The sequence below is a fragment of the Ensifer sp. SL37 genome (assembly GCF_026672675.1).
Lineage (GTDB): Bacteria > Pseudomonadota > Alphaproteobacteria > Rhizobiales > Rhizobiaceae > Ensifer > Ensifer adhaerens.
This window is the reverse complement of record NZ_JAPPRN010000006.1, coordinates 2,771,546-2,789,869: the sequence shown is the minus strand read 5'-3', so window position 1 is coordinate 2,789,869 and position 18,324 is coordinate 2,771,546. Positions and strand designations below refer to the sequence as shown.

15 protein-coding genes are annotated in these 18,324 nt (G+C 62.3%); 6 read left to right on the top strand and 9 right to left on the bottom strand.

Annotated features, from left to right (window positions below; translation table 11 throughout):
• The first annotated feature begins 149 nt into the window (after nucleotides 1–149).
• The 4 genes from OVA00_RS25590 (at nucleotide 150) to OVA00_RS25575 (ending at nucleotide 4,596) form a co-directional block, all read left to right on the top strand.
• Nucleotides 150–1,604, top strand: a complete 1,455-nt coding sequence (locus OVA00_RS25590; protein ID WP_268089832.1) for a L,D-transpeptidase family protein — start codon at nucleotides 150–152, stop codon at nucleotides 1,602–1,604.
• Nucleotides 1,605–1,989: 385 nt separating this feature from the next.
• On the top strand, nucleotides 1,990–3,279 hold the full coding sequence (locus tag OVA00_RS25585) for an NAD(P)/FAD-dependent oxidoreductase (protein WP_268089831.1): 1,290 nt from the start codon (nucleotides 1,990–1,992) through the stop codon (nucleotides 3,277–3,279).
• 262 nt (nucleotides 3,280–3,541) lie between these two features.
• Nucleotides 3,542–3,859, top strand: a complete 318-nt coding sequence (locus OVA00_RS25580; protein WP_268089830.1) for a hypothetical protein — start codon at nucleotides 3,542–3,544, stop codon at nucleotides 3,857–3,859.
• A gap of 206 nt (nucleotides 3,860–4,065) precedes the next feature.
• The gene (locus tag OVA00_RS25575; protein ID WP_268089829.1) at nucleotides 4,066–4,596 is read left to right on the top strand and encodes a dihydrofolate reductase family protein; all 531 of its coding nucleotides are present in this window, start codon (nucleotides 4,066–4,068) and stop codon (nucleotides 4,594–4,596) included.
• Nucleotides 4,597–4,755: 159 nt separating this feature from the next.
• Here OVA00_RS25575 and OVA00_RS25570 read toward each other — a convergent pair whose 3' ends face one another.
• From OVA00_RS25570 to OVA00_RS25530, 9 genes are all read right to left on the bottom strand, one after another.
• On the bottom strand, nucleotides 4,756–5,334 hold the full coding sequence (locus tag OVA00_RS25570) for a GNAT family N-acetyltransferase (protein WP_268090369.1): 579 nt from the start codon (nucleotides 5,332–5,334) through the stop codon (nucleotides 4,756–4,758).
• Between the two features lie 170 nt (nucleotides 5,335–5,504).
• Entirely contained in the window at nucleotides 5,505–7,025 is a 1,521-nt protein-coding gene (locus tag OVA00_RS25565; RefSeq protein ID WP_268089828.1) for a globin-coupled sensor protein, read from the bottom strand.
• A 269-nt stretch (nucleotides 7,026–7,294) separates the two neighbouring features.
• Nucleotides 7,295–8,014 (bottom strand): ParA family protein, encoded by a 720-nt coding sequence (locus OVA00_RS25560; protein WP_034792347.1) that lies wholly within the window; start codon nucleotides 8,012–8,014, stop codon nucleotides 7,295–7,297.
• 187 nt (nucleotides 8,015–8,201) lie between these two features.
• Entirely contained in the window at nucleotides 8,202–8,948 is a 747-nt protein-coding gene (locus OVA00_RS25555) for a ParA family protein (protein ID WP_063891130.1), read from the bottom strand.
• 238 nt (nucleotides 8,949–9,186) lie between these two features.
• Nucleotides 9,187–10,332, bottom strand: a complete 1,146-nt coding sequence (locus tag OVA00_RS25550) for an iron-containing alcohol dehydrogenase (protein ID WP_268089827.1) — start codon at nucleotides 10,330–10,332, stop codon at nucleotides 9,187–9,189.
• Nucleotides 10,329–11,714, bottom strand: coding sequence for an aldehyde dehydrogenase family protein (locus OVA00_RS25545; protein WP_112974989.1), 1,386 nt, complete (start codon nucleotides 11,712–11,714; stop codon nucleotides 10,329–10,331). The genes OVA00_RS25550 and OVA00_RS25545 overlap by 4 nt, the downstream gene beginning before the upstream one ends.
• An 84-nt stretch (nucleotides 11,715–11,798) precedes the next feature.
• The gene (locus OVA00_RS25540) at nucleotides 11,799–13,163 is read right to left on the bottom strand and encodes a glutamine synthetase family protein (RefSeq protein ID WP_034792288.1); all 1,365 of its coding nucleotides are present in this window, start codon (nucleotides 13,161–13,163) and stop codon (nucleotides 11,799–11,801) included.
• 192 nt (nucleotides 13,164–13,355) lie between these two features.
• The gene (locus OVA00_RS25535) at nucleotides 13,356–14,903 is read right to left on the bottom strand and encodes an amino acid permease (protein ID WP_268089826.1); all 1,548 of its coding nucleotides are present in this window, start codon (nucleotides 14,901–14,903) and stop codon (nucleotides 13,356–13,358) included.
• A 113-nt stretch (nucleotides 14,904–15,016) separates the two neighbouring features.
• A complete protein-coding gene (locus tag OVA00_RS25530) occupies nucleotides 15,017–15,790 on the bottom strand; it encodes an N-formylglutamate amidohydrolase (protein WP_082566243.1) in 774 nt (257 codons plus the stop codon).
• Between the two features lie 175 nt (nucleotides 15,791–15,965).
• Between OVA00_RS25530 and OVA00_RS25525 the strand changes: the two genes are divergently transcribed.
• Both OVA00_RS25525 and OVA00_RS25520 read left to right on the top strand, forming a co-directional pair.
• Nucleotides 15,966–16,844, top strand: a complete 879-nt coding sequence (locus OVA00_RS25525) for a MurR/RpiR family transcriptional regulator (RefSeq protein WP_034792277.1) — start codon at nucleotides 15,966–15,968, stop codon at nucleotides 16,842–16,844.
• A gap of 204 nt (nucleotides 16,845–17,048) precedes the next feature.
• The gene (locus OVA00_RS25520) at nucleotides 17,049–18,155 is read left to right on the top strand and encodes an ABC transporter substrate-binding protein (protein ID WP_034792275.1); all 1,107 of its coding nucleotides are present in this window, start codon (nucleotides 17,049–17,051) and stop codon (nucleotides 18,153–18,155) included.
• Nucleotides 18,156–18,324 lie beyond the last annotated feature (169 nt).

The following is an 18,324-nucleotide window of genomic DNA, read 5'->3' as shown; positions in this document are numbered from 1 at the left end:
TCGGCCGCAGAATCACTGCAATCACAAAGAGATGATAGCTGAGGAGAGACGCATTTCACCGGTTGAAGCCCGGGATTGCGCCGCCTAGATAGAATTTAACTGCTTGTTCATGATGAATTCATTTTTTTCACATTAACGTCGAAATCGAAATGTATCGCGCCACATTCACCACAATGAAAACAGGTTCTCTCGTGACGTCAGCGACCCGCACAGGCCTCTCGCTCCTCGCCGCAGTCGGATTTCTTGCCGTGGATCTGACGGCCGCCTTCGCGCAGGACTATCGCGGCTACAATCGCTATGGCGACGATGTCATGCTGGTCACGCCCGACGGTGAAATCCTCGATTATGTACCCCGCTCCGACGAAGTGCAGACCATGCGCGACAGCCGCGGCCGCACGCTTCTGATCGACAGCTGGGGCAATGTGGTCGCAACAGTGGTGCCCAATAATCGCGGCCGCCAACGCGACTACGGCGGCAACCGTCAGGGCGATTACGGCGGCTATCGCCGTCAGGGTGACGTGGATATCTATTCCAACCGACGCTACCGGGAAACCGAGCGCGGCTACGGCTATTCCGAGCCCGGCGACGTCACCGGCTCCGTTCCCGACTACCGCGACGTCGTTCCGCCGTCGACCGACGGCAACGAACTGCCAAACAGCCTGCCCGGCCTGATCGACGGCACCCAGGAGGCTTCCGTCGATCCGAACGACGGCAACCCAATGCGCCAATCGATGCCGCCCGCGATCTCAGTCAAGTCGAAGTCGCGCGCCGAGATCACAGCACTTCAGGTATTCCTCGACCGCGAAGGTTTTTCGCCGGGCGTGATCGACGGCAAGATGGGCTCGAACGTCACCAAGGCGATCGAAGCCTTTCAGCAGTCGACCGGCGAAACGCTCGATCCCAACAACACCGACGACATTCTCGAGCGGCTGCGGATGAACGGCGGCATGCCGATCACCAGCTACACGATCACGGCCGCCGACGCCGCCGGCCCCTATGTCGCGTCGATCCCCGAGGATTACGCGCACAAGGCGATGCTGCCGCACATGTCCTTCACCTCCACGACGGAAATGCTCGGCGAGAAGTTCCACATGGACGAGGCCTATCTGCGCGAGTTGAACCCGGGCGTCGATTTCACCATTCCAGGCACGATCATCAAGGTGATCAACCCCGGCGCCAACAAGACCGGCAAGGTCGCCCGCATCCTCGCCGACAAGGCGCGCAAGCAGGTGCTCGCTTATGACGACGCCGGCAAGCTGATTGCCGCCTATCCGGCAACGATCGGCTCGTCGGACACGCCGTCTCCGTCAGGCACGGTCAATGTCGAGCGCATCGCGCTCAATCCGGGCTACACATACAATCCGAAAATCAACTTCAAGCAGGGCAACAACGACAAGATTCTGACCCTGCAGCCGGGCCCGAACGGTCCCGTCGGCACGGTCTGGATCGCGCTCTCAAAGCCCACCTACGGCATTCACGGCACGCCGGAACCCTCGAAGATCGGCAAGACCCAGAGCCATGGCTGCGTGCGCCTGACCAACTGGGACGCGACCGAGCTTGCCAAGATGGTGGGCACGGGCGTCACGGTCGAGTTCGTCGACTGAGCGAAGCCGGCCGCCGTTAACCGAACCCTTGTTTTTTTGGCATTTTTCTTGAGGCTTCCCCCAATTGGGTGAGTGACTTCGCGCCTGCAGCATAGATGATGGAGTTGCCTGGCCGACCATCCACGACGAGGCACTCTTTTTTAAATTTCTTTGCGCCGACCCGTCGGCTAAATCGTTTCAGACCTATCCATTTACGAAGACCGCAGCTGCCGACGACCCAGCTGCGGTTTTTTTTCGAGCGCCGGGTGCAAAAGCCCTCCCGCCGCTCTCCCCGTCCATCATGACTTCATGAAACATTGTCATGAGAATTTTTCCGGCAATCGGCTATCACCGGATATCTCAACGACAATGGCCGACCTGCGGCCGCACTTGAAGGATGGCCTGAATGGCGACGGAGCGCACCCTGCCCAACCTCTGGCATGCGACGGCACCGGCCGCCCCTGAGACCAGGCCGCTCAGCCAGGACCTGACGACCGATGTGGCGATCATAGGCGGCGGCTTTACCGGCCTCTCGGCAGCGCTGCACCTGGCCGAAAAAGGCGTGAAGGCAACGGTCATCGAAGCCAAGATGATCGGCTTTGGCGGCTCCGGCCGCAATGTCGGCCTCGTCAATGCCGGCATGTGGGTGAAGCCCGACGACCTGATCTCGACGCTCGGCCCCGAGGCCGGCAACCGGCTGCTGACCGAACTCGGCGACGGCCCTTCGATGGTCTATGCGCTCGTGGAAAAACACGGGATGCCTTGCGAGGCGGTGCGCAACGGTACGCTGCACATGGCCGTCGGCAGCGAGGGCGTCACCGAGATCAAGGACCGCGAAGCGCAGTGGCAGAAGCGCGGCGCGCCGGTCGAGGCGCTTTCGGCCGAGCGGGCGCACGCGCTCACCGGCGCTGAAGGTTTTTCCGGCGCCCTGCTCGACCGCCGCGCCGGCACCATCCAGCCGCTCGCCTATGCCCGCGGGCTCGCCCGCGCTGCCCTTGCCGCCGGTGCCGAGATCTACACCGACACGCCGCTGACCGGTGCTGAGCGCCAGGGCGACAGCTGGGTATTGAAGGCCCGCAACAACACGGTCCGCGCGAAACAGGTGATCCTCGCCACCAATGCCTATGGCGGCCTCTTCGCCGAGAGCCCCTGGCAGGCCCATACGCAGGAACTGACGATCCTGCCCTATTTCCAGTTCGCCACCAATCCGCTGCCGGACGCCGTCGCCAAGCGCATCCTGCCGGAGCGCCAGGGCACTTGGGACACCGGCCTCGTCATGACCTCCTTCCGCATGGACCAGCAGAACCGGCTGATCTTCGGCTCGATCGGCCGGCTCGACGCGATCGCTGAAGGCACGCACCGCGCCTTTGCCGCCCGCTCGCTGCGCAAGCTCTTCCCCTTCATCGGCAATTTCCGGTTTGAGTACTGGTGGGACGGCCGCATCGGCATGACCACCAACAACCTGCCGGCCATGCACACGCTCGCCCCCAACGTCGTTTCCGTCAGCGGCTACAACGGCCGCGGCATCGCGCCGGGCACCGTCTTCGGCCGCGCACTCGCCAGCCACGTCACCGGCGAAACCTCGGCGATCCCGCTCGCCGAAACGCCCGTGACCCCGGACACCTGGCGCGGCGTGAAGTCCGCCTTCTACCACGCAGGCGCCCAGGCCAAGCACTTCATCGACCGTCGGTTCTGAGGTAGCGCACGGTGCGAACCGTTCATTTCGGTTCGCGACCATGCCATGCGGTTTCGCCACGGGGTGAAATGCGCGCCAGCCGGACTGCGCCGGCCCATGCTGACCTATCTTGAATGTTGAAACCCTGAGGTGTAGCGTCCGCCGCGGGTGCCCCTCCAAACTTGCTGCCGGGTTGAAGGGCCGCGGAACTTTACTCGACGACCATGTTCATCAACGTCGAAGCGTAATCGGCAGACTTCGACCAGGAGCATCGGATCGTCTCATGCTGCACCCGCAGGTCAGGTTCTCGCCGTCCAATATCGCCGCCCTGAAGAAGTCCCTCCGGGATCGTTACCCGCACATCAAGTCATCCCACCTGGACGAGGCAATCGCCGCGTCGTTCGGCTTCAAATCCCATGCGGCATTGCGCCCGGCGCTGCTTCAGGTCGGCAACCACGCCCGGCTGATCGTCATCACCGATCATATGTTGCTTCTGCTTCGGCTGGAGGAACTGGGATACCGAGATATCGACGCCGGAGACTTGCGCCACCTGATGTGGGACATAAAATTCCCCCGACCACTGGTACGATCAGCACCTTGAAAAGGCCGTGACGAAACGCAGACGGCCGACAGCGGCCAATTCGCAATAGCGCAGCCAGCGACCATCGGTGGCCCGCGCACGGCAGAGACCATCGATGGCAAAGCCCAAAAACCGCTTGCGATTTGAAATCAGTCGGCTTAGCTTCGACCGATTGCATGTCGCAAGCAGACCCGTGCGAACGGGTCGTTCGAGACAAGGAACTAGCCATGGCTAAGCTCGTGTTCGGAATGAACCAGTCGCTGGACGGCTACGTCGACCACATGGAGTTTGCGCCAAGTCCCACGCTCTTCCGCCATTTCATCAAGGAGGTCGAACAGCAGACGGGCAGCCTGTACGGCCGTCGGATCTATGAGATCATGCGCTACTGGGACGACGAGCATCCGGAATGGGATGCGGACAGACAGGCCTTCGCAGCCGCGTGGCGAAAGCAGCCGAAATGGGTCGTCTCGCGCTCCTCGGCGTCCGTCGGCCCCAATGCCCGGCTCGTCGACGGTGATCTTGCGGGCGCCGTGCGCAAGCTGAAGGCCGAGCACGACGGCGAGATCGAGGTGGCGGGCCCCGTCCTCGCGCACAGCCTCACCGAACTGGGCTTGATCGACGAGTACCGGATCTACCTGCACCCGGTCGTCCTTGGTCACGGCAACCCCTATTTCGCCGGCCCCCGCCCGCGGCTCCGCCTGATCGCTCATGATCGGATCGGCGAGGACGTGGTGCGGCTGGTCTACGTTCCCGCTTAGTCGCCGGACTTGCCGGTCCCGTCAGCGCGCGGCTCTGTGCTTCGCGCTAACGGCGTGAAATCCGCATTCGACCCGGTTCGTTTTTCAGCTGCGACCTTGGCTTTCAAGCCAGGTGAGCGCGCCGCGAACTGCGGCGGCAAGTTGGCGCTGCCTTTGCCCTCACTCGGAGCGTCTCCAGCGATATGACCAACCGTCGATCCGTTCCCCGGTGGCCTTCAGCAACAAGGCGTCAGGCAGGAACTGGCCACGCACCAGGCCAATCTTTTCGAGAACACGGCAGCTGCTCTCATGTGCTGCCGCGCATATGGTATGAACCTCGGATAGGGGTGACTGCTGCTTGACCCAATGCATAATCGCAAGACCGGCTTCCGTCGCCAGCCCCCGTCCCCAATAGGCCGGACCGATGCCATAGTGAATTTCCGCGCCGTCCCCATCCACAAACATGAGGAAGAGGCCCATCGGCCGCTGGTCGCTGCGGTCGATGATGCTCCAGATGAAGCGGTCACCATCCGCCCAGCTGCTTTCTCCCCACGCATGGATGACCGCCTCGGTGCTGGATTGTGCGGGATGAGCGCCGCGCGGCAAAAATCGTGCTGCCATGTTGTTGCCGGTGTATTCCGTAAACACGGACGCTGCGTGTTCAGAGCGGGCTGCACGCAGGTGAAGGCGGCTTGTCGTTAGTTCAACGGGCGGCGTGATCAACTTCAGGTGTCCGGGCGGGGCAGAGCGCGCGGACATCTTAATTCCATCGGGACAAAGAGCGAAAGCCACCATCGATCGCTTCCGGCGTAGAAAGTCCCTGGCCGCGCGGTGAAGCTGCCCCCAACATCACTGCGCCGCGATCAGCAAAGCAAAACGCCTCGGATCATCCCTGACCCGAGGCGTTGTCTCTCGAACGGAAGGCGCGATTACGCCGCTGCGCGGTAACCCGAGCCGGCGCTGACCTGCACCTGACCCGACGTGCGGAACGCCCGCAGACGCGTGGCGATGTGCTCGGCCTCTCCCGTCAATGCCTGGCTTGCGGCGTTCGCCTGCTCGACCATGGCGGCGTTCTGCTGCGTGATCTGGTCCATCTGGGTGATGGCGGTGTTGACCTCCTGCAGGCCGGTTGCCTGTTCGGCGGTGCTGGCGCGGATGGCGCCGAAGACGGAGCTGACTTCGACGACCTGGGCGACGATCTGCTGCAGCGACTGCGCCACCTGATTGACCGAATTGACGCCGTCGTCCACCTGGCCGCGCGACTTGGCGATCAGGCCCTGGATGTCCTTGGCCGCTTCGGCGCAACGCTGGGCCAGCGCCCGGACTTCGGAGGCGACGACCGCAAAGCCCCTGCCCGCCTCGCCGGCGCGGGCCGCTTCGATGCCGGCGTTCAGCGCCAGGAGGTTGGTCTGGAAGGCGATCTCGTCGATGACGTCGACGATCCGCGCGATGCTGGCGGAAGACGTCTGGATCTCCTGCATCACCTCGATCGCGTGGCTGACGATCTCGCCGCTCTGTTCGGCATTGGCGCGGGCGGCAATCACGGTCGAATTCGCCTGGTTGGCGCCTTCGGCCGTCTGCTTGACCGTGCGCGTCACCTGCTCGACGGCAGCGGCCGTCTCTTCAAGGTTGGCCGCCTGCCGTTCCGTGCGCCGGGCCAGATCGTCGGCAGCCGCCGCAATCTCCTTGGCGCTCGTATGGATCTGGCTGGCGCCGGCCTCGATGCCGCCGATGGCGCGTGCAAGCTCGCCGATCGCGTGGTTGAAATTTTCGCCAAGCTCCTGATAGGCAACCGGCAGGTCCGCACCGATGCGTGCCGTCAAGTCGCCATCGGCGATCTTCTTCAGCGCCGCGCCGAAGGTCTTGCTGATCAGCGCGCGTTCGGCAGCCAGCACTTCTTCCTGCACCGCACGTTGCTTGGTGACGTCGGAGGCGTCCATGTAGACGGAGATCGACAGATCCATGTCGAGGAAGACGCCCTTGATCAGGCTCGACAGCATCGCGCCCATGTCCTCGGCCGAGGTCCCCTTGCGCGAGAACAGGCCGGCCTTCGGCCAGTGCGCCTTGACGATTTCGGTGATCAGATGCTCGGCGATCAGCGCATAGCCGCCGATGTACCAGCGTGGTTCGAGCCCGATGCGGGCGTGCACCAGGCCGATGGTGCGAACCTTGGCGCTGTAATCCTCGTTGAAATTGGCATCGACGATATTGGCCCAGTGGCCGACCTGGGCGCCCTTGGCGCGGTCGATATGAGCGTCGGAGGAGAAGAAGCGCTTGGTCTCGGGCGTCGTCTTGACCTTGACGTAGAACTTGTCGAGCGCGAGTTTAAGTTCCTTCTCGAGGATCGGCTTCAGCGCCTTCAGGCTCGTCTTGGCGGCGTCATCGAGCGCCATGAAATTCAGACGACCGGCAACGTCTTGCGTGCCGGCAGCGGCGTGTTCCGTTTTCATGCGCGAACTTCCCTGCATGCTCATTTCTGGATCATGGAGACAGGATCTAGGGCGCTGAAGCGTCTGAGATCATGGCCGCAATCATGGCGGCTGGTTGCCCTGTTCAGTCGATCGCAGGGGCAAGCTGTGTCCTGGGCCACTGATAGAAGCGCAGGGTAAAGGAAGCCTTACGCGAAACAGCTATTTCGCGAGGCCTGAAATACAACTCAACCGGAACTGACGAATATCAATTCCGGTTGATACGCAATAAACGGTGGAACGGCAAAGGATCAGGCGGCGTTTCGCGAAGCCCAGGACGGCATGCGCGCAGCCCAGGAGCGGCGCGTCTTGACCGGCATCAGCGCCTGCACTTCCTTGGCGAGGGCTGCTGCGTTTTCGCGCGCCTTGTCGAGATTGCTGACGCGGTTCGGATCCATCGTCTGCAGCGTGCCGCCAAAATCGAAGATCTCGCGATAGGCGGCGCGCTCGACGATCGGCGTGTCGAGAACCGAGACGCCGCGCTCGGCGAGCATCGCCTTGATCGTCTGCAGCGCACGCGTGGTGACCAGCGAATTGACGCGGGTGAGCACCACAGAATGGTTGATGCGCAGGCCCGAACGGTCCTGGATCTGGCGGATCAGCTCAAGAATTTGAGCCGCACCCTTGGCATCCATGGCGCAGCCCTGCACCGGGATCAGCACCTGGTCAGAGATGGCGAGTGCAAGTGCTACGATCTGGTCCTTGGCGCCCGCGAGATCGATGACGATATAATCCGCTTCGTCCTTCGCCTCGCGGATATGACATTCGAGCGAGCCGGGCGTGATGTGCGAAATAACGGTGAGGTTGGCGATATGGCCGGAAGCCTCCGCCCAGCTGGTGATCCAGCGCTGCGGATCAGCGTCGAGGACGACCACCCGGTGCCCCTGCCGCGCCAGTTCCGTCGACAGGATCAGCGCCGCGGTCGTCTTGCCCGCACCACCCTTTGCATTGGCGAAAGTGATGACCGCCATGATATTCCCCATTCTATGCCTGTATCGCGCTGAACCGGACGGCCACAGCCGGTGGTTCGCTTCTTAACGAAACCTTACAGAATTTGGTTAACGAAACGGTAACGCCGGCACGTCAAACCTGACAGTCGGCCTTAAGGCTGCGTGCCAGCGACACTGCTATGGTGATGAAAATGCTGGAGTTCTGGCCTCAGACCGGCAAAACTGCCGGTTCGCTTACGTGCTGTGATCGATAGCACATCGACGAGAACGGCCCGTGCCGCACCGCCTCGCCTGTCGGGCTGAGCAGGGTCAGCACGTCATTCGCAAACGCCTGGGCGTTGGCCTGCGCCTTGGCAAGGTTGCTGACCTTCGCGGGGTCGAGAGAGGAAAGCGTGTCGCCCCGCTCAAAGAGCTCGCGGAAGGCCGTACGCTCCACCAGCGGGGTATCGACGAGCCGGATCCGGTTCTCCGAAAGCAGCAGCTTGACCCGGCGCATCGCCCGCGTCGTCACGATCGGGTTGACCCGGGTCAGCAGAACCGCGTGGTTGATGTTGGCGCGCGCGTTGTTCTCGATGTGGCGGATCAGGTCCAGCACCTGGATGGCGCCGCGCGCATCCATCACACAGCCCTGCACCGGGATCAGCGTCAGGTCCGAAAGACCGATCGCCAGCGCCACCAGCACGTCGGCCGCCCCGGAGAGATCGATGATCACATGCTCGACCTGACCGCGCAGCCGCCGGAGATGATCGCTGAGCGTGGTTGTCGCGACACCTGAGAGAACGAAGAGATTGCCATCGTTGCGGCCGTGGCGGAACCAGTCGGTCATGCAGGCGAGTGGATCGCAATCAAGAACCGCAACGCGATCGCCGCGCCGGGCGAATTCGCAGGCAAGCAGCAAGGCTGCCGTTGTCTTGCCGGCTCCCCCCTTCGCATTCGCGAGGGATACAATCGCCATCGGTCGACCCTAACTCAACGCAGGCCCGGCTTTTCGCGGGCCGATACATACGCACACCCTAATGCAAGCGTTCCAGACCGCGGTAAACAAAGCGTAAAGAAAACGCTCCGCGAGCCCGAAACGTGACAGTTCGATGACGATTAGGTGACAGATCCGCCGCAATGGCAAGTGGTATTTTTGGGCTAACTAAACCGAGAGGCCGACGCCTTCGCCTGGGGGCAAAGGCGTCGGGAATTGGTCAGATGCACTCGCGGAAGAGCTTCTTCGCGGCGTCGAGCGTCAACTCGACCGGGTTGCCGCCGGCCGTCGGGTCGACGATCGCCATCTCCGACATTTCGTCGATCCGGTCGGTGCCAACGCCGAGGGCTGCGAGCTTGTCCGGAACGCCGAGTTCCTCGCGCAACTTCAGCACGTAGTCGTAGAAGCCGTCGAAGCCACCGGAAATGCCGAGATAGGCGGCAGCACGCACTATTCTGCCCTCGATCGCCGGACGGTTGAAACGCAGCACCGGCGGCATCACGACCGCATTGGTCATGCCGTGGTGGGTGTTGTAGATCGCGCCCACCGGATGCGACAGCGAGTGGATGGCGCCAAGGCCCTTCTGGAACGCGACGGCACCCATGGCGGCCGCACTCATCATGTTGGCGCGCGCCTCGATGTCGGTGCCGTCCTTGTAGGCGCGCGGCAGGTATTCCTTCACCAGCCGCATGCCTTCAAGCGCAATGCCCGCAGACATCGGATGATAGAAGGGCGAGGAATAGGCTTCCAGGCAATGGGCAAAGGCGTCCATCCCGGTGCCCGCCGTGATCACCTTGGGCATGCCGACCGTCAGTTCCGGGTCGCAGATCGTGACTGCCGGTAGGAACTTCGGATGGAAGATCACCTTTTTCACGTGGCTTGCCGAATTGGTGATGACGCTGGCGCGGCCGACTTCAGAGCCGGTGCCGGCGGTGGTGGGCACTGCAATGATCGGTGCAATGCCTTCGACGCTCGCCCGCGTCCACCAGTCACCGATATCCTCGAAGTCCCAGACGGGGCGGCTCTGCCCGGCCATGAAGGCGACGCACTTGCCGAGGTCGAGGCCAGAGCCGCCGCCGAACGCGACGACGCCGTCATGGCCTCCATCCTTGAACGCCTTCACGCCCGCGGCGAGATTGATGTCGTTCGGGTTCGGATCGACGTCGGCAAAGATCGCGCGGCCGAGGCCGGCGGCCTCGAGGATATCGAGCGCATTTTGCGTAATCGCCATCGGCGCGAGGCCCCGATCGGTAATCAGCAGCGGCTTCTTCATGCCGACCGCCTTGCAATGGTCGGCAAGCTCCTTGATCCGGCCGGCACCGAACTTGATGGACGTCGGATAGCTCCAGTTGGCGGTGATGGTCATGCGGTGACTTTCTTCAGATGATAGGATTTCGGACGGGTGAGGTTCTGGAAGCCGATGACCGAAAGCGAGCCGCCGCGGCCGGTTTCCTTGACGCCGGTCCAGCAGAGCGCCGGGTCGAGATAGTCGGCGCGGTTCATGAACACCGTACCAGTCTCGATGTCGGCGCCGATGCGCGCGGCACGCTCGGCATCCCTGGTCCAGAGCGATGCGGTAAGGCCATACTGGCTATCGTTCATCAACTCGATCGCCTGGCTGTCGCTCTTCACCTTCATGATGCCGACGGCAGGGCCGAAGGTCTCTTCGCGCATGAAGGCCATGGAGTGGTCGACATTTACGAGGATCTGCGGCGCGAGATAGGCGCCGCCGTCGTCGGCAGGGAAAAGCTTCGGGTCGATCAGAGCCTTGGCGCCCTTGGCAACGGCGTCGGCGATCTGCTCGCGCACGGTGGCAGCAAAACGCTTGTTGGCCATCGGCCCCAGCGTCGTTTCCGGATCGAGCGGATTGCCGAGCTTGTAGTTGGAAACCCAGGCGACCGACTTCTCGACGAAGGCGTCGTAGAGCTTTTCGTGCACGTAGATGCGCTCGATGCCGCAGCAGCACTGGCCGGAATTGTAGGTGGCGCCGTCCATCAGCGTGTCGACGGCCGCGTCAAGATCCGCGTCGTCCATGACGTAGCCCGGATCCTTGCCGCCGAGTTCGAGACCGAGACCGGTAAAGGTACCGGCCGCCGCCCGTTCGATCGAACGCCCGCCTTCGACCGAACCGGTGAAGTTGACGAAGTCGAAGCTCCTGGCCGCAATCAGCGCCGCCGTTGTTTCGTGGTCGAGGAAGATGTTCTGGAAGACGTCGGCGGGAACGCCGGCCTCGACGAAGGCGCGCACCATGCGCTCGCCGACGAGGATCGTCTGGCTCGCATGTTTGATGATGACCGTGTTGCCGGCCATCAGCGCCGGCGCGACCGTGTTGATCGCGGTCATGTAAGGGTAGTTCCAAGGTGCAACGACGAAGACGACACCGTGCGGCTCGCGGGCGATGCGGCGCTCGAAGCGGTCGCTCTCTTCGATCACCAGCGGCTTCAGCGCATCGGCGGCGATCGTCGCGACATAGTTCGAGCGCTCGTTGAAGCCCTTGAATTCGCCGCCGTAGCGCACCGGCCGGCCCATCTGCCAGGCAAGCTCCGGCACGACTTCGTCGACCATCTCGTTGAGGCGCGCGACACCGGCCAGAACCAGATTGACGCGCTCGTCGAGCGGACGGCGCGCCCAGGTCTTCTGCGCCTGGCGGGCGCGGGAAACCACCTGCTTTGCCATGTCCAGCGGCATCGCCGGGCGTTCTGCGTAGACCTCGCCGTTCACCGGCGAAATGCACTTGATCATGCTCATGATCGTCTTCCTGCTTTCATTGCGAATGATGCGATGGCCGCTCCGGTCAGGAACGGCCATCCTTGTGAATGATTATGTCGCGGGTCAGGCCCGTTCGAAACCGCGTGCGACCTCCCAGTCGGTGACGCGGCGATCATATTCTTCCTGCTCCCAGCGCCCCGCCCGCGCATAGTGCTCGATGACCTCGTCGCCGAAGGCGGCGCGCAGCATCTTCGATTCCGTCAGCGCGGCCGTCGCATCGCGAAGCGTGCGCGGGATCTCGCGCACGTCCTTGCCGCCATAGGCGTCGCCGACAAAGGGCGCCTCCAGTTCCATCTTGTTTTCGATACCGGAAATGCCCGCCGCGATCAAAGCGGCGAAAGCGAGATAGGGATTGAGATCGGAGCCGCCGACGCGGCATTCGATACGGATCGCCTTGGTGTCTTCGCCGCAGAGACGGTAGCCGGCCGTGCGATTGTCCTTGCTCCAGACCGCCTTGGTCGGCGCGAAGGTACCGGCCATGAAGCGCTTGTAGGAGTTGATGTAGGGGGCGAGGAAATAGGTGATCTCGCTCGCATGGGTCAGAAGCCCGGCCACGTAATGGCGCATCATCTCGGACATGCCGTATTTGCCGCTCTCGTCGTAGAACTTCGACGACTTGCCGTCCGCGCTCCAGAGCGACTGGTGGATATGCGAGGACGAACCGGCGGCCGCATAGTTCCACTTTGCGAGGAAGGTGATGGCCTTGCCGCGCGACCAGGCGATTTCCTTGCAACCGTTCTTGATGATCGCATGCCGGTCGGCCATCGTCAGCGCGTCGGCATAGCGTACGTTGATCTCTTCCTGGCCGGCCGACGCCTCACCCTTGGAATTCTCGACCGGAATGTCTGCGCCCTGGAGACCATTGCGGATCGCCCGCATCACGTCCTCTTCCTTGGTCGTCTGGAAGATGTGGTAGTCCTCGTTGTAGCCGCTGACGAGCTGCAGATCGCGATAGCCGGACTGGCGGGCGTCGTCATAGGACTGGTCGAAGAGGAAGAATTCGAGCTCGCTCGCCATATAGGCCTTGAGGCCCATCTTCTCGAGACGCGCCACCTGCTTCTTCAGGATCGCCCGCGGCGAATGCGGCACTTCCTCATGGGTGTGATGGTCGAGCATGTCGCAGAGAACCAGCGCCGTGCCTTCGAGCCAGGGGATGCGGCGAAGCGTCGAAAGGTCCGGCTTCATCGTATAGTCGCCGTAGCCTTTTTCCCAGCTTGTCGCCTTGTAGCCGGGAACGGTCTCCATCTCCATGTCGGTCGCCAGCAGGTAGTTGCAGCTATGCGTTTCCTTCCAGGCGCCATCGACGAAGAACTGCGCGTGGAAGCGCTTGCCCATCAGCCGGCCTTGCATGTCGACCTGGCAGGCGAGCACCGTATCGATGCGGCCGGCGGCGACGTCTTCCTTCAACTCGTCAAACGTATAGCTCATCAACTTCCATCCCATGTTTTGTCACGCGGCCGTTCCCTTGAGGTCACGATATTTTTTGGCCGCGTGAACGTGATCAGCTCGAATTGTCTGGCGCGGAGTGCGGGCCGGAAGCCGCGCACATTGTTTTCGATTTCGTCCGGCCCCAAAGAAAAGGCGGAAGTCGCGGTCGCGCTTCCGCCCTTTTGTCGTTGATCAGATCTGGCCGACGGCCTTCTCTGCAGCGGCGATCTCTGCCTGGCGGCGTGCCACTTCGTCACCGATCGGCGGGCCGCGGAAGCGGCGGCTCTCGAAGCCGAACCAGACAGCGCCGGTCAGCACCAGGAAGCCCACGGTGATGTAGAGTGCCCAGTCGTTCGGCGGCTGCACGCCGAGGATGAAGATCAGCACCATGGCGATGATCGAGAGCACCGCGAACAGCTTGAACATGCTCTCGCCGAGGTTCCACGGACCCATCTTGTCCCACTTCGAAGTGCCCCAGGCGAACAGGCCGAGGGTGATCGGGATCGCGAAGGAGAAGAACAGGAAGATGACCGTGCACGAAACGACGATGGTGTAGACCGGCGTCTCGCCGATCGAGACCAGCGACGAGCCCCAGACGAACAGGACCGACAGGATCGAGCCGATCCAGATCGCGGCAACCGGCGTGCGGTAGGTCGGGCTCACCTTGGCAAGCGCCTTGGAGGCCGGCAGGCCGCCGTCACGCGAAAACGCGAAGATCATGCGCGACACCGAGGTCACCGTTGCCAGGCCGCACAGCCACTGGCTGACGAGGATGGCGAGATAGAGGATGTCCTTGATGATGGGGTGCACCTGCTCATCCATTGCCCAGAAGAACACGTTCCAGCCCTGCTTGGCGGCTTCGTCCATGTTCGGGATCATCAGCACGAACGAGCACAGCATGATATAGCCGAAAAGCGCCGACCAGAGCACCGACGAGACCATGCCACGCGGCACCGAATGGGCGGCTTTGACCGTCTCTTCGGAGGTGTGCGCCGAAGCGTCATAGCCGGTGATCGTGTAGATCGGCAGGAGCAGGCCGAGTAGGAACACCCAGGTGCCCGAGGTCTGAGGCCACACGTTGCCGCCGGCTTCACCGGAATAGTTGGAGAAGGTGAAGAGACGGGCGATGTCGTAGCTGTCGGCTGCGACCAGGCACACGAGCGCCAGCAGGATCGACGTCGCGAAGATCAGGTAGCCCGAAAAGTCGGTGAGCTTGGCTGTCAGCCCGATGCCCATGTGGTTTACCAGCGCCTGCCCGCCGGTGATGATGGCCAGGAAGACGATGCGCGTCAGCGTCGTATCGGCGAGGCCGAAATAGGGCGTGCCGAAGGAACCCATGAAGAAATAATAGGTGCCGACGTTGATCGCACCGAGAACGGTGACGAGACCGAGCAGGTTGAACCATGCTGTCAGCCAGCCGGTGAAGCGGTTGCCGAGGATCGAACCCCAGTGATAGAGGCCACCCGCCGTCGGATAGGCCGAGCTGATCTGTGCCATGGCAACGGCGAAAACCAAGGAGATGAAGCAGCCAAGCGGCCAACCGATGCCGATCGCGGCGCCCCCCGCGCCGGCGGTCGCTTGGGCGAGCGAGTTGATGCCGCCCGAAAGAATGCAGATGATCGAGAACGACACCGCGAAGTTCGAGAACTGGCTCATGCGCCGCTCGAGCTCCTGGGCATAGCCCATCGAGTGCAGGACGCTCATGTCCTGCTTTTTGTCTGAATCACTGTAGTCCGACATTTTTCTTCCCCTGATTTCTTCAGACCACACCGCCCCATTGCGGCAGGGTCCCATCAACCACCTGCCCCGGCTGGCCGGAACAGGACCGCGGCAACGCCGCTCCCCAGGGTCTTTTATTGTGCTGAAACAGCCGCAGCGCCTTTGCGCAGCAGCCCTTCCAGGTAATCGGCCATGACCCTTTGGCCGATGTCATTGCGAATGAGATCGTTGCGGATCTCGATCATCACATTCGGCAGCCCGTTGTGGACGCCATATTCGATCAGGCTATGGGTAACGCCGTCGGCCGGCCCATAGGGCTCGTTGCGCCGGATGTCGTAGGCAACCTGCCCCTTGGTGGCGGTCGCGAGCATATGGTCGGCAAGCCGGCTGTCGGCATCGTGAAGAACGCCGACTTCGACGGCGCGCGGCTTGCCGAAATAGACGGGCGTGAAACTGTGCATCGTCACGAGAACAGGCGGGCGTCCCGCGGCCTTGCGGTCGGATACGAACCGGGCGACGGCATCGTGGAACGGCCGATAGATCTCGTCGACCCGCGCCTGGCGCTCGTCGGCCGACATCGTCCGGTTTCCCGGGATCTCGTAGACCTCGCTGACAGCAGGCATCGCCGCGTCCGCTTCCGGCGGGCGGTTGCAGTCATAGGCAAGGCGGGAGAAGCGCTGGTAGATCAGGGACCCGTCGAGCTTTGTTGCGAGCAGCTTGGCAACCGCAAGCGCACCCGGGTCCCAGGCAATATGACTTTCGAGCGCCTGTTCGCTGAGGCCAAGCGTGCCCAGGCGTTCGGGAACGAGGCGCGAGGCATGCTCGCAGACGAGCACAATATCGCCCTTGCCTGCGGCGTTCTCGATCGCAACCGGATCGCCATCTGCTTCGGTCAAAAGTCGCGTCAACACCGGCATCCCCTCTTGCCCCGTTAGACGTTCGTTAATGAAAAGAATTCTTCAGAGGATGACGCATGTCAATCAAAATCTGAAACGATCTCTTCAAAATTGCGATTGACTCCAATTGTGACAGCGATGTTTAATCTGTCACAAACCGGCTTAAGATCGGTTCAGGGGAGACAATTTGAGCAGCAAGGCGACGTCCACCACCGTGTCGGATGTGATCAACGCCCACTTCACCGTGCTGACCCGCGCGGAGAAGCAATTGGCAGAGACGCTTCTCGACAATTATCCCGTTTCGGGACTCGGTTCGATCACCACGGTTGCCGAGAACGCCGGCGTTTCGACACCGACGGTCGCCCGCATGGTGCAGAAGCTCGGTTTCCGCGGTTTTCCGGATTTCCAGGCAAGGCTGCATCAGGAATTGGAAGCGACGATTTCCAATCCGATCACCAAGCACGACCGCTGGGCTGCCAATGCACCCGGCACCCACACGCTCAACCGCTTTGCCGACGCGATCACCAGCAATCTACGCGAGACTCTGACCCAGATCGAGCCGCAGGAATTCGACGAGGCGGCCGCGCTGATCGCCGACCGCAAGCGCAGCATCTATCTGCTCGGCGGCCGCATCACCCGCTCGCTCGCCGATTATCTCTTCACCCACCTTCAGGTCATTCGGCCGGGGGTCACCGAAATCGCCACCAATGCCAGCGCCTGGCCGCACTATGTGCTCGACATGCGCCAGGGCGACGTGCTGATTCTCTTCGACATCCGCCGCTACGAGCAGGAGATGGTGACGCTTGCCAAATCCGCCCGCGAGCGGGGTGTCGAGATCATCCTTTTTACCGATCGCTGGAGTTCGCCGGTCGCCAAGTCCGCCTCAAGGGTGTTTCGCTCGCAGATCGAGGTGCCGTCCGCCTGGGACAGCTCCGTCGTCATCCTGTTCTTGATCGAGGCCCTGATCGAGGCCGTTCAGAGTTCGAACTGGGACGAAACCCGGGATCGGATGAAGACGCTCGAGGGCCTGTTCGATTCCACCCGCATCTTTCGCAAACCGGTCTAGGAGAATTCGCCGACACGTTCACAGGATTTCATGCAGTTATGCGACAGTGGCCCGCCGAAGCCAAAAAAGAAATGTTCTTCCAACGACATACGCGGCGCGAACGGATAAACCCCTGTCACATTACTTTCATCGCATCTCTTTAACAGCTTCGCCGAAATCGACTGAAACCCCACGAATTTGACTAAACCCATAAGGAGAACTCCAGTGATTTCAAAAACCCAACGCCTGCTTTCGCTCTCCACCGCCATTTTCCTGGCGACGACGGCAATCGCCGCTGCCGAACCGAGCGCCGAGCTCATCGAAGCCGCCAAGAAGGAAGGCATGCTGACGACCGTCGCCCTGCCCCACGACTGGTGCGGCTACGGCGACGTCATCGCCTCCTTCAAGGCCAAGTATCCGGAAATCCAGGTCAACGAACTGAACCCGGACGCAGGCTCGGCCGACGAAGTCGAAGCCGTCAAGGCCAACAAGGACAACAAGGGCCCGCAGGCTCCTGACGTCGTCGACGTCGGTCTCGCCTTCGGCCCGCAGATGAAGGCCGAAGGCCTGCTGCAGCCCTACAAGGTCTCCACCTGGGACGAGATCCCGGACAGCGTCAAGGACGCCGAAGGCTACTGGTACGGCGACTACTACGGCGTCATGTCCTTCCTCGTGAACAAGGACCTCGTCCAGAACGCACCGAAGGACTGGGCTGATCTGCTGAAGCCGGAATATGCCGGCCAGGTTGCTCTCGCCGGTGACCCGCGCGCCTCGAACCAGGCGATCCTCGGCGTTCTCGCCGCTGGCCTCGCCAAGGGTGCAAAGTCCGGCAAGGAAGCCGGTGAAGCTGGTCTCGGCTACTTCGCCGAACTGAACAAGGCCGGCAACTTCGTTCCGGTTATCGGCAAGTCGGGCACGCTCGCCCAGGGCTCGACCCCGATCGTCGTTGCCTGGGACTACAACGCGCTCGGCTGGGCAAAGACGCTCAACGGCAACCCGCCGACCGAAGTCGTCGTTCCGGCCAGCGGCGTTCTCGCCGGCGTCTACGTTCAGGGCATCTCCGCCTACGCGCCGCACCCGAACGCAGCGAAGCTGTGGATGGAGCACCTCTACTCCGACGAAGGTCAGCTCGGCTGGCTCAAGGGCTTCTGCCACCCGACCCGCTTCAACGCCATGGTCAAGGCCGGCAAGGTTCCGCAGGAGCTGATCGACGCCCTGCCGCCGGCAGCCGCTTACGAGAAGGCCTACTTCCCGACGCTCGAAGAAGTCGACGCCAACAAGGCTGCCGTCACCGGCGGCTGGGATTCCGTCGTCGGCGCGAACGTTCAGTAAGCCTTTCCACAGACATGTCGCCCCGACCGGTTTTCCGGTCGGGGCGCATAGGTTATTCGTAAGAAATTCAAGTCCTTGGAGCGAGAACTGGGAGCCGTGCGCGGCTTCGTCGGTTTCCCGCTTCTTGCTTGCAACAATCGATAACGCCCGCGTGGAAAACGCGGCTTCA

What these genes read in the sequence shown, in the direction of transcription:
- OVA00_RS25565 (WP_268089828.1), bottom strand. Translation starts at nt 7,025, where the DNA reads ATGAAAACGGAACACGCCGCTGCCGGCACGCAAGACGTTGCCGGTCGT.
- OVA00_RS25535 (WP_268089826.1), bottom strand. Translation starts at nt 14,903, where the DNA reads ATGTCGGACTACAGTGATTCAGACAAAAAGCAGGACATGAGCGTCCTG.
- OVA00_RS25560 (WP_034792347.1), bottom strand. Translation starts at nt 8,014, where the DNA reads ATGGCGGTCATCACTTTCGCCAATGCAAAGGGTGGTGCGGGCAAGACG.
- OVA00_RS25555 (WP_063891130.1), bottom strand. Translation starts at nt 8,948, where the DNA reads ATGGCGATTGTATCCCTCGCGAATGCGAAGGGGGGAGCCGGCAAGACA.
- OVA00_RS25540 (WP_034792288.1), bottom strand. Translation starts at nt 13,163, where the DNA reads ATGAGCTATACGTTTGACGAGTTGAAGGAAGACGTCGCCGCCGGCCGC.
- OVA00_RS25545 (WP_112974989.1), bottom strand. Translation starts at nt 11,714, where the DNA reads ATGAGCATGATCAAGTGCATTTCGCCGGTGAACGGCGAGGTCTACGCA.
- OVA00_RS25590 (WP_268089832.1), top strand. Translation starts at nt 150, where the DNA reads ATGTATCGCGCCACATTCACCACAATGAAAACAGGTTCTCTCGTGACG.
- OVA00_RS25585 (WP_268089831.1), top strand. Translation starts at nt 1,990, where the DNA reads ATGGCGACGGAGCGCACCCTGCCCAACCTCTGGCATGCGACGGCACCG.
- OVA00_RS25580 (WP_268089830.1), top strand. Translation starts at nt 3,542, where the DNA reads ATGCTGCACCCGCAGGTCAGGTTCTCGCCGTCCAATATCGCCGCCCTG.
- OVA00_RS25575 (WP_268089829.1), top strand. Translation starts at nt 4,066, where the DNA reads ATGGCTAAGCTCGTGTTCGGAATGAACCAGTCGCTGGACGGCTACGTC.
- OVA00_RS25570 (WP_268090369.1), bottom strand. Translation starts at nt 5,334, where the DNA reads ATGTCCGCGCGCTCTGCCCCGCCCGGACACCTGAAGTTGATCACGCCG.
- OVA00_RS25550 (WP_268089827.1), bottom strand. Translation starts at nt 10,332, where the DNA reads ATGACCATCACCGCCAACTGGAGCTATCCGACGTCCATCAAGTTCGGT.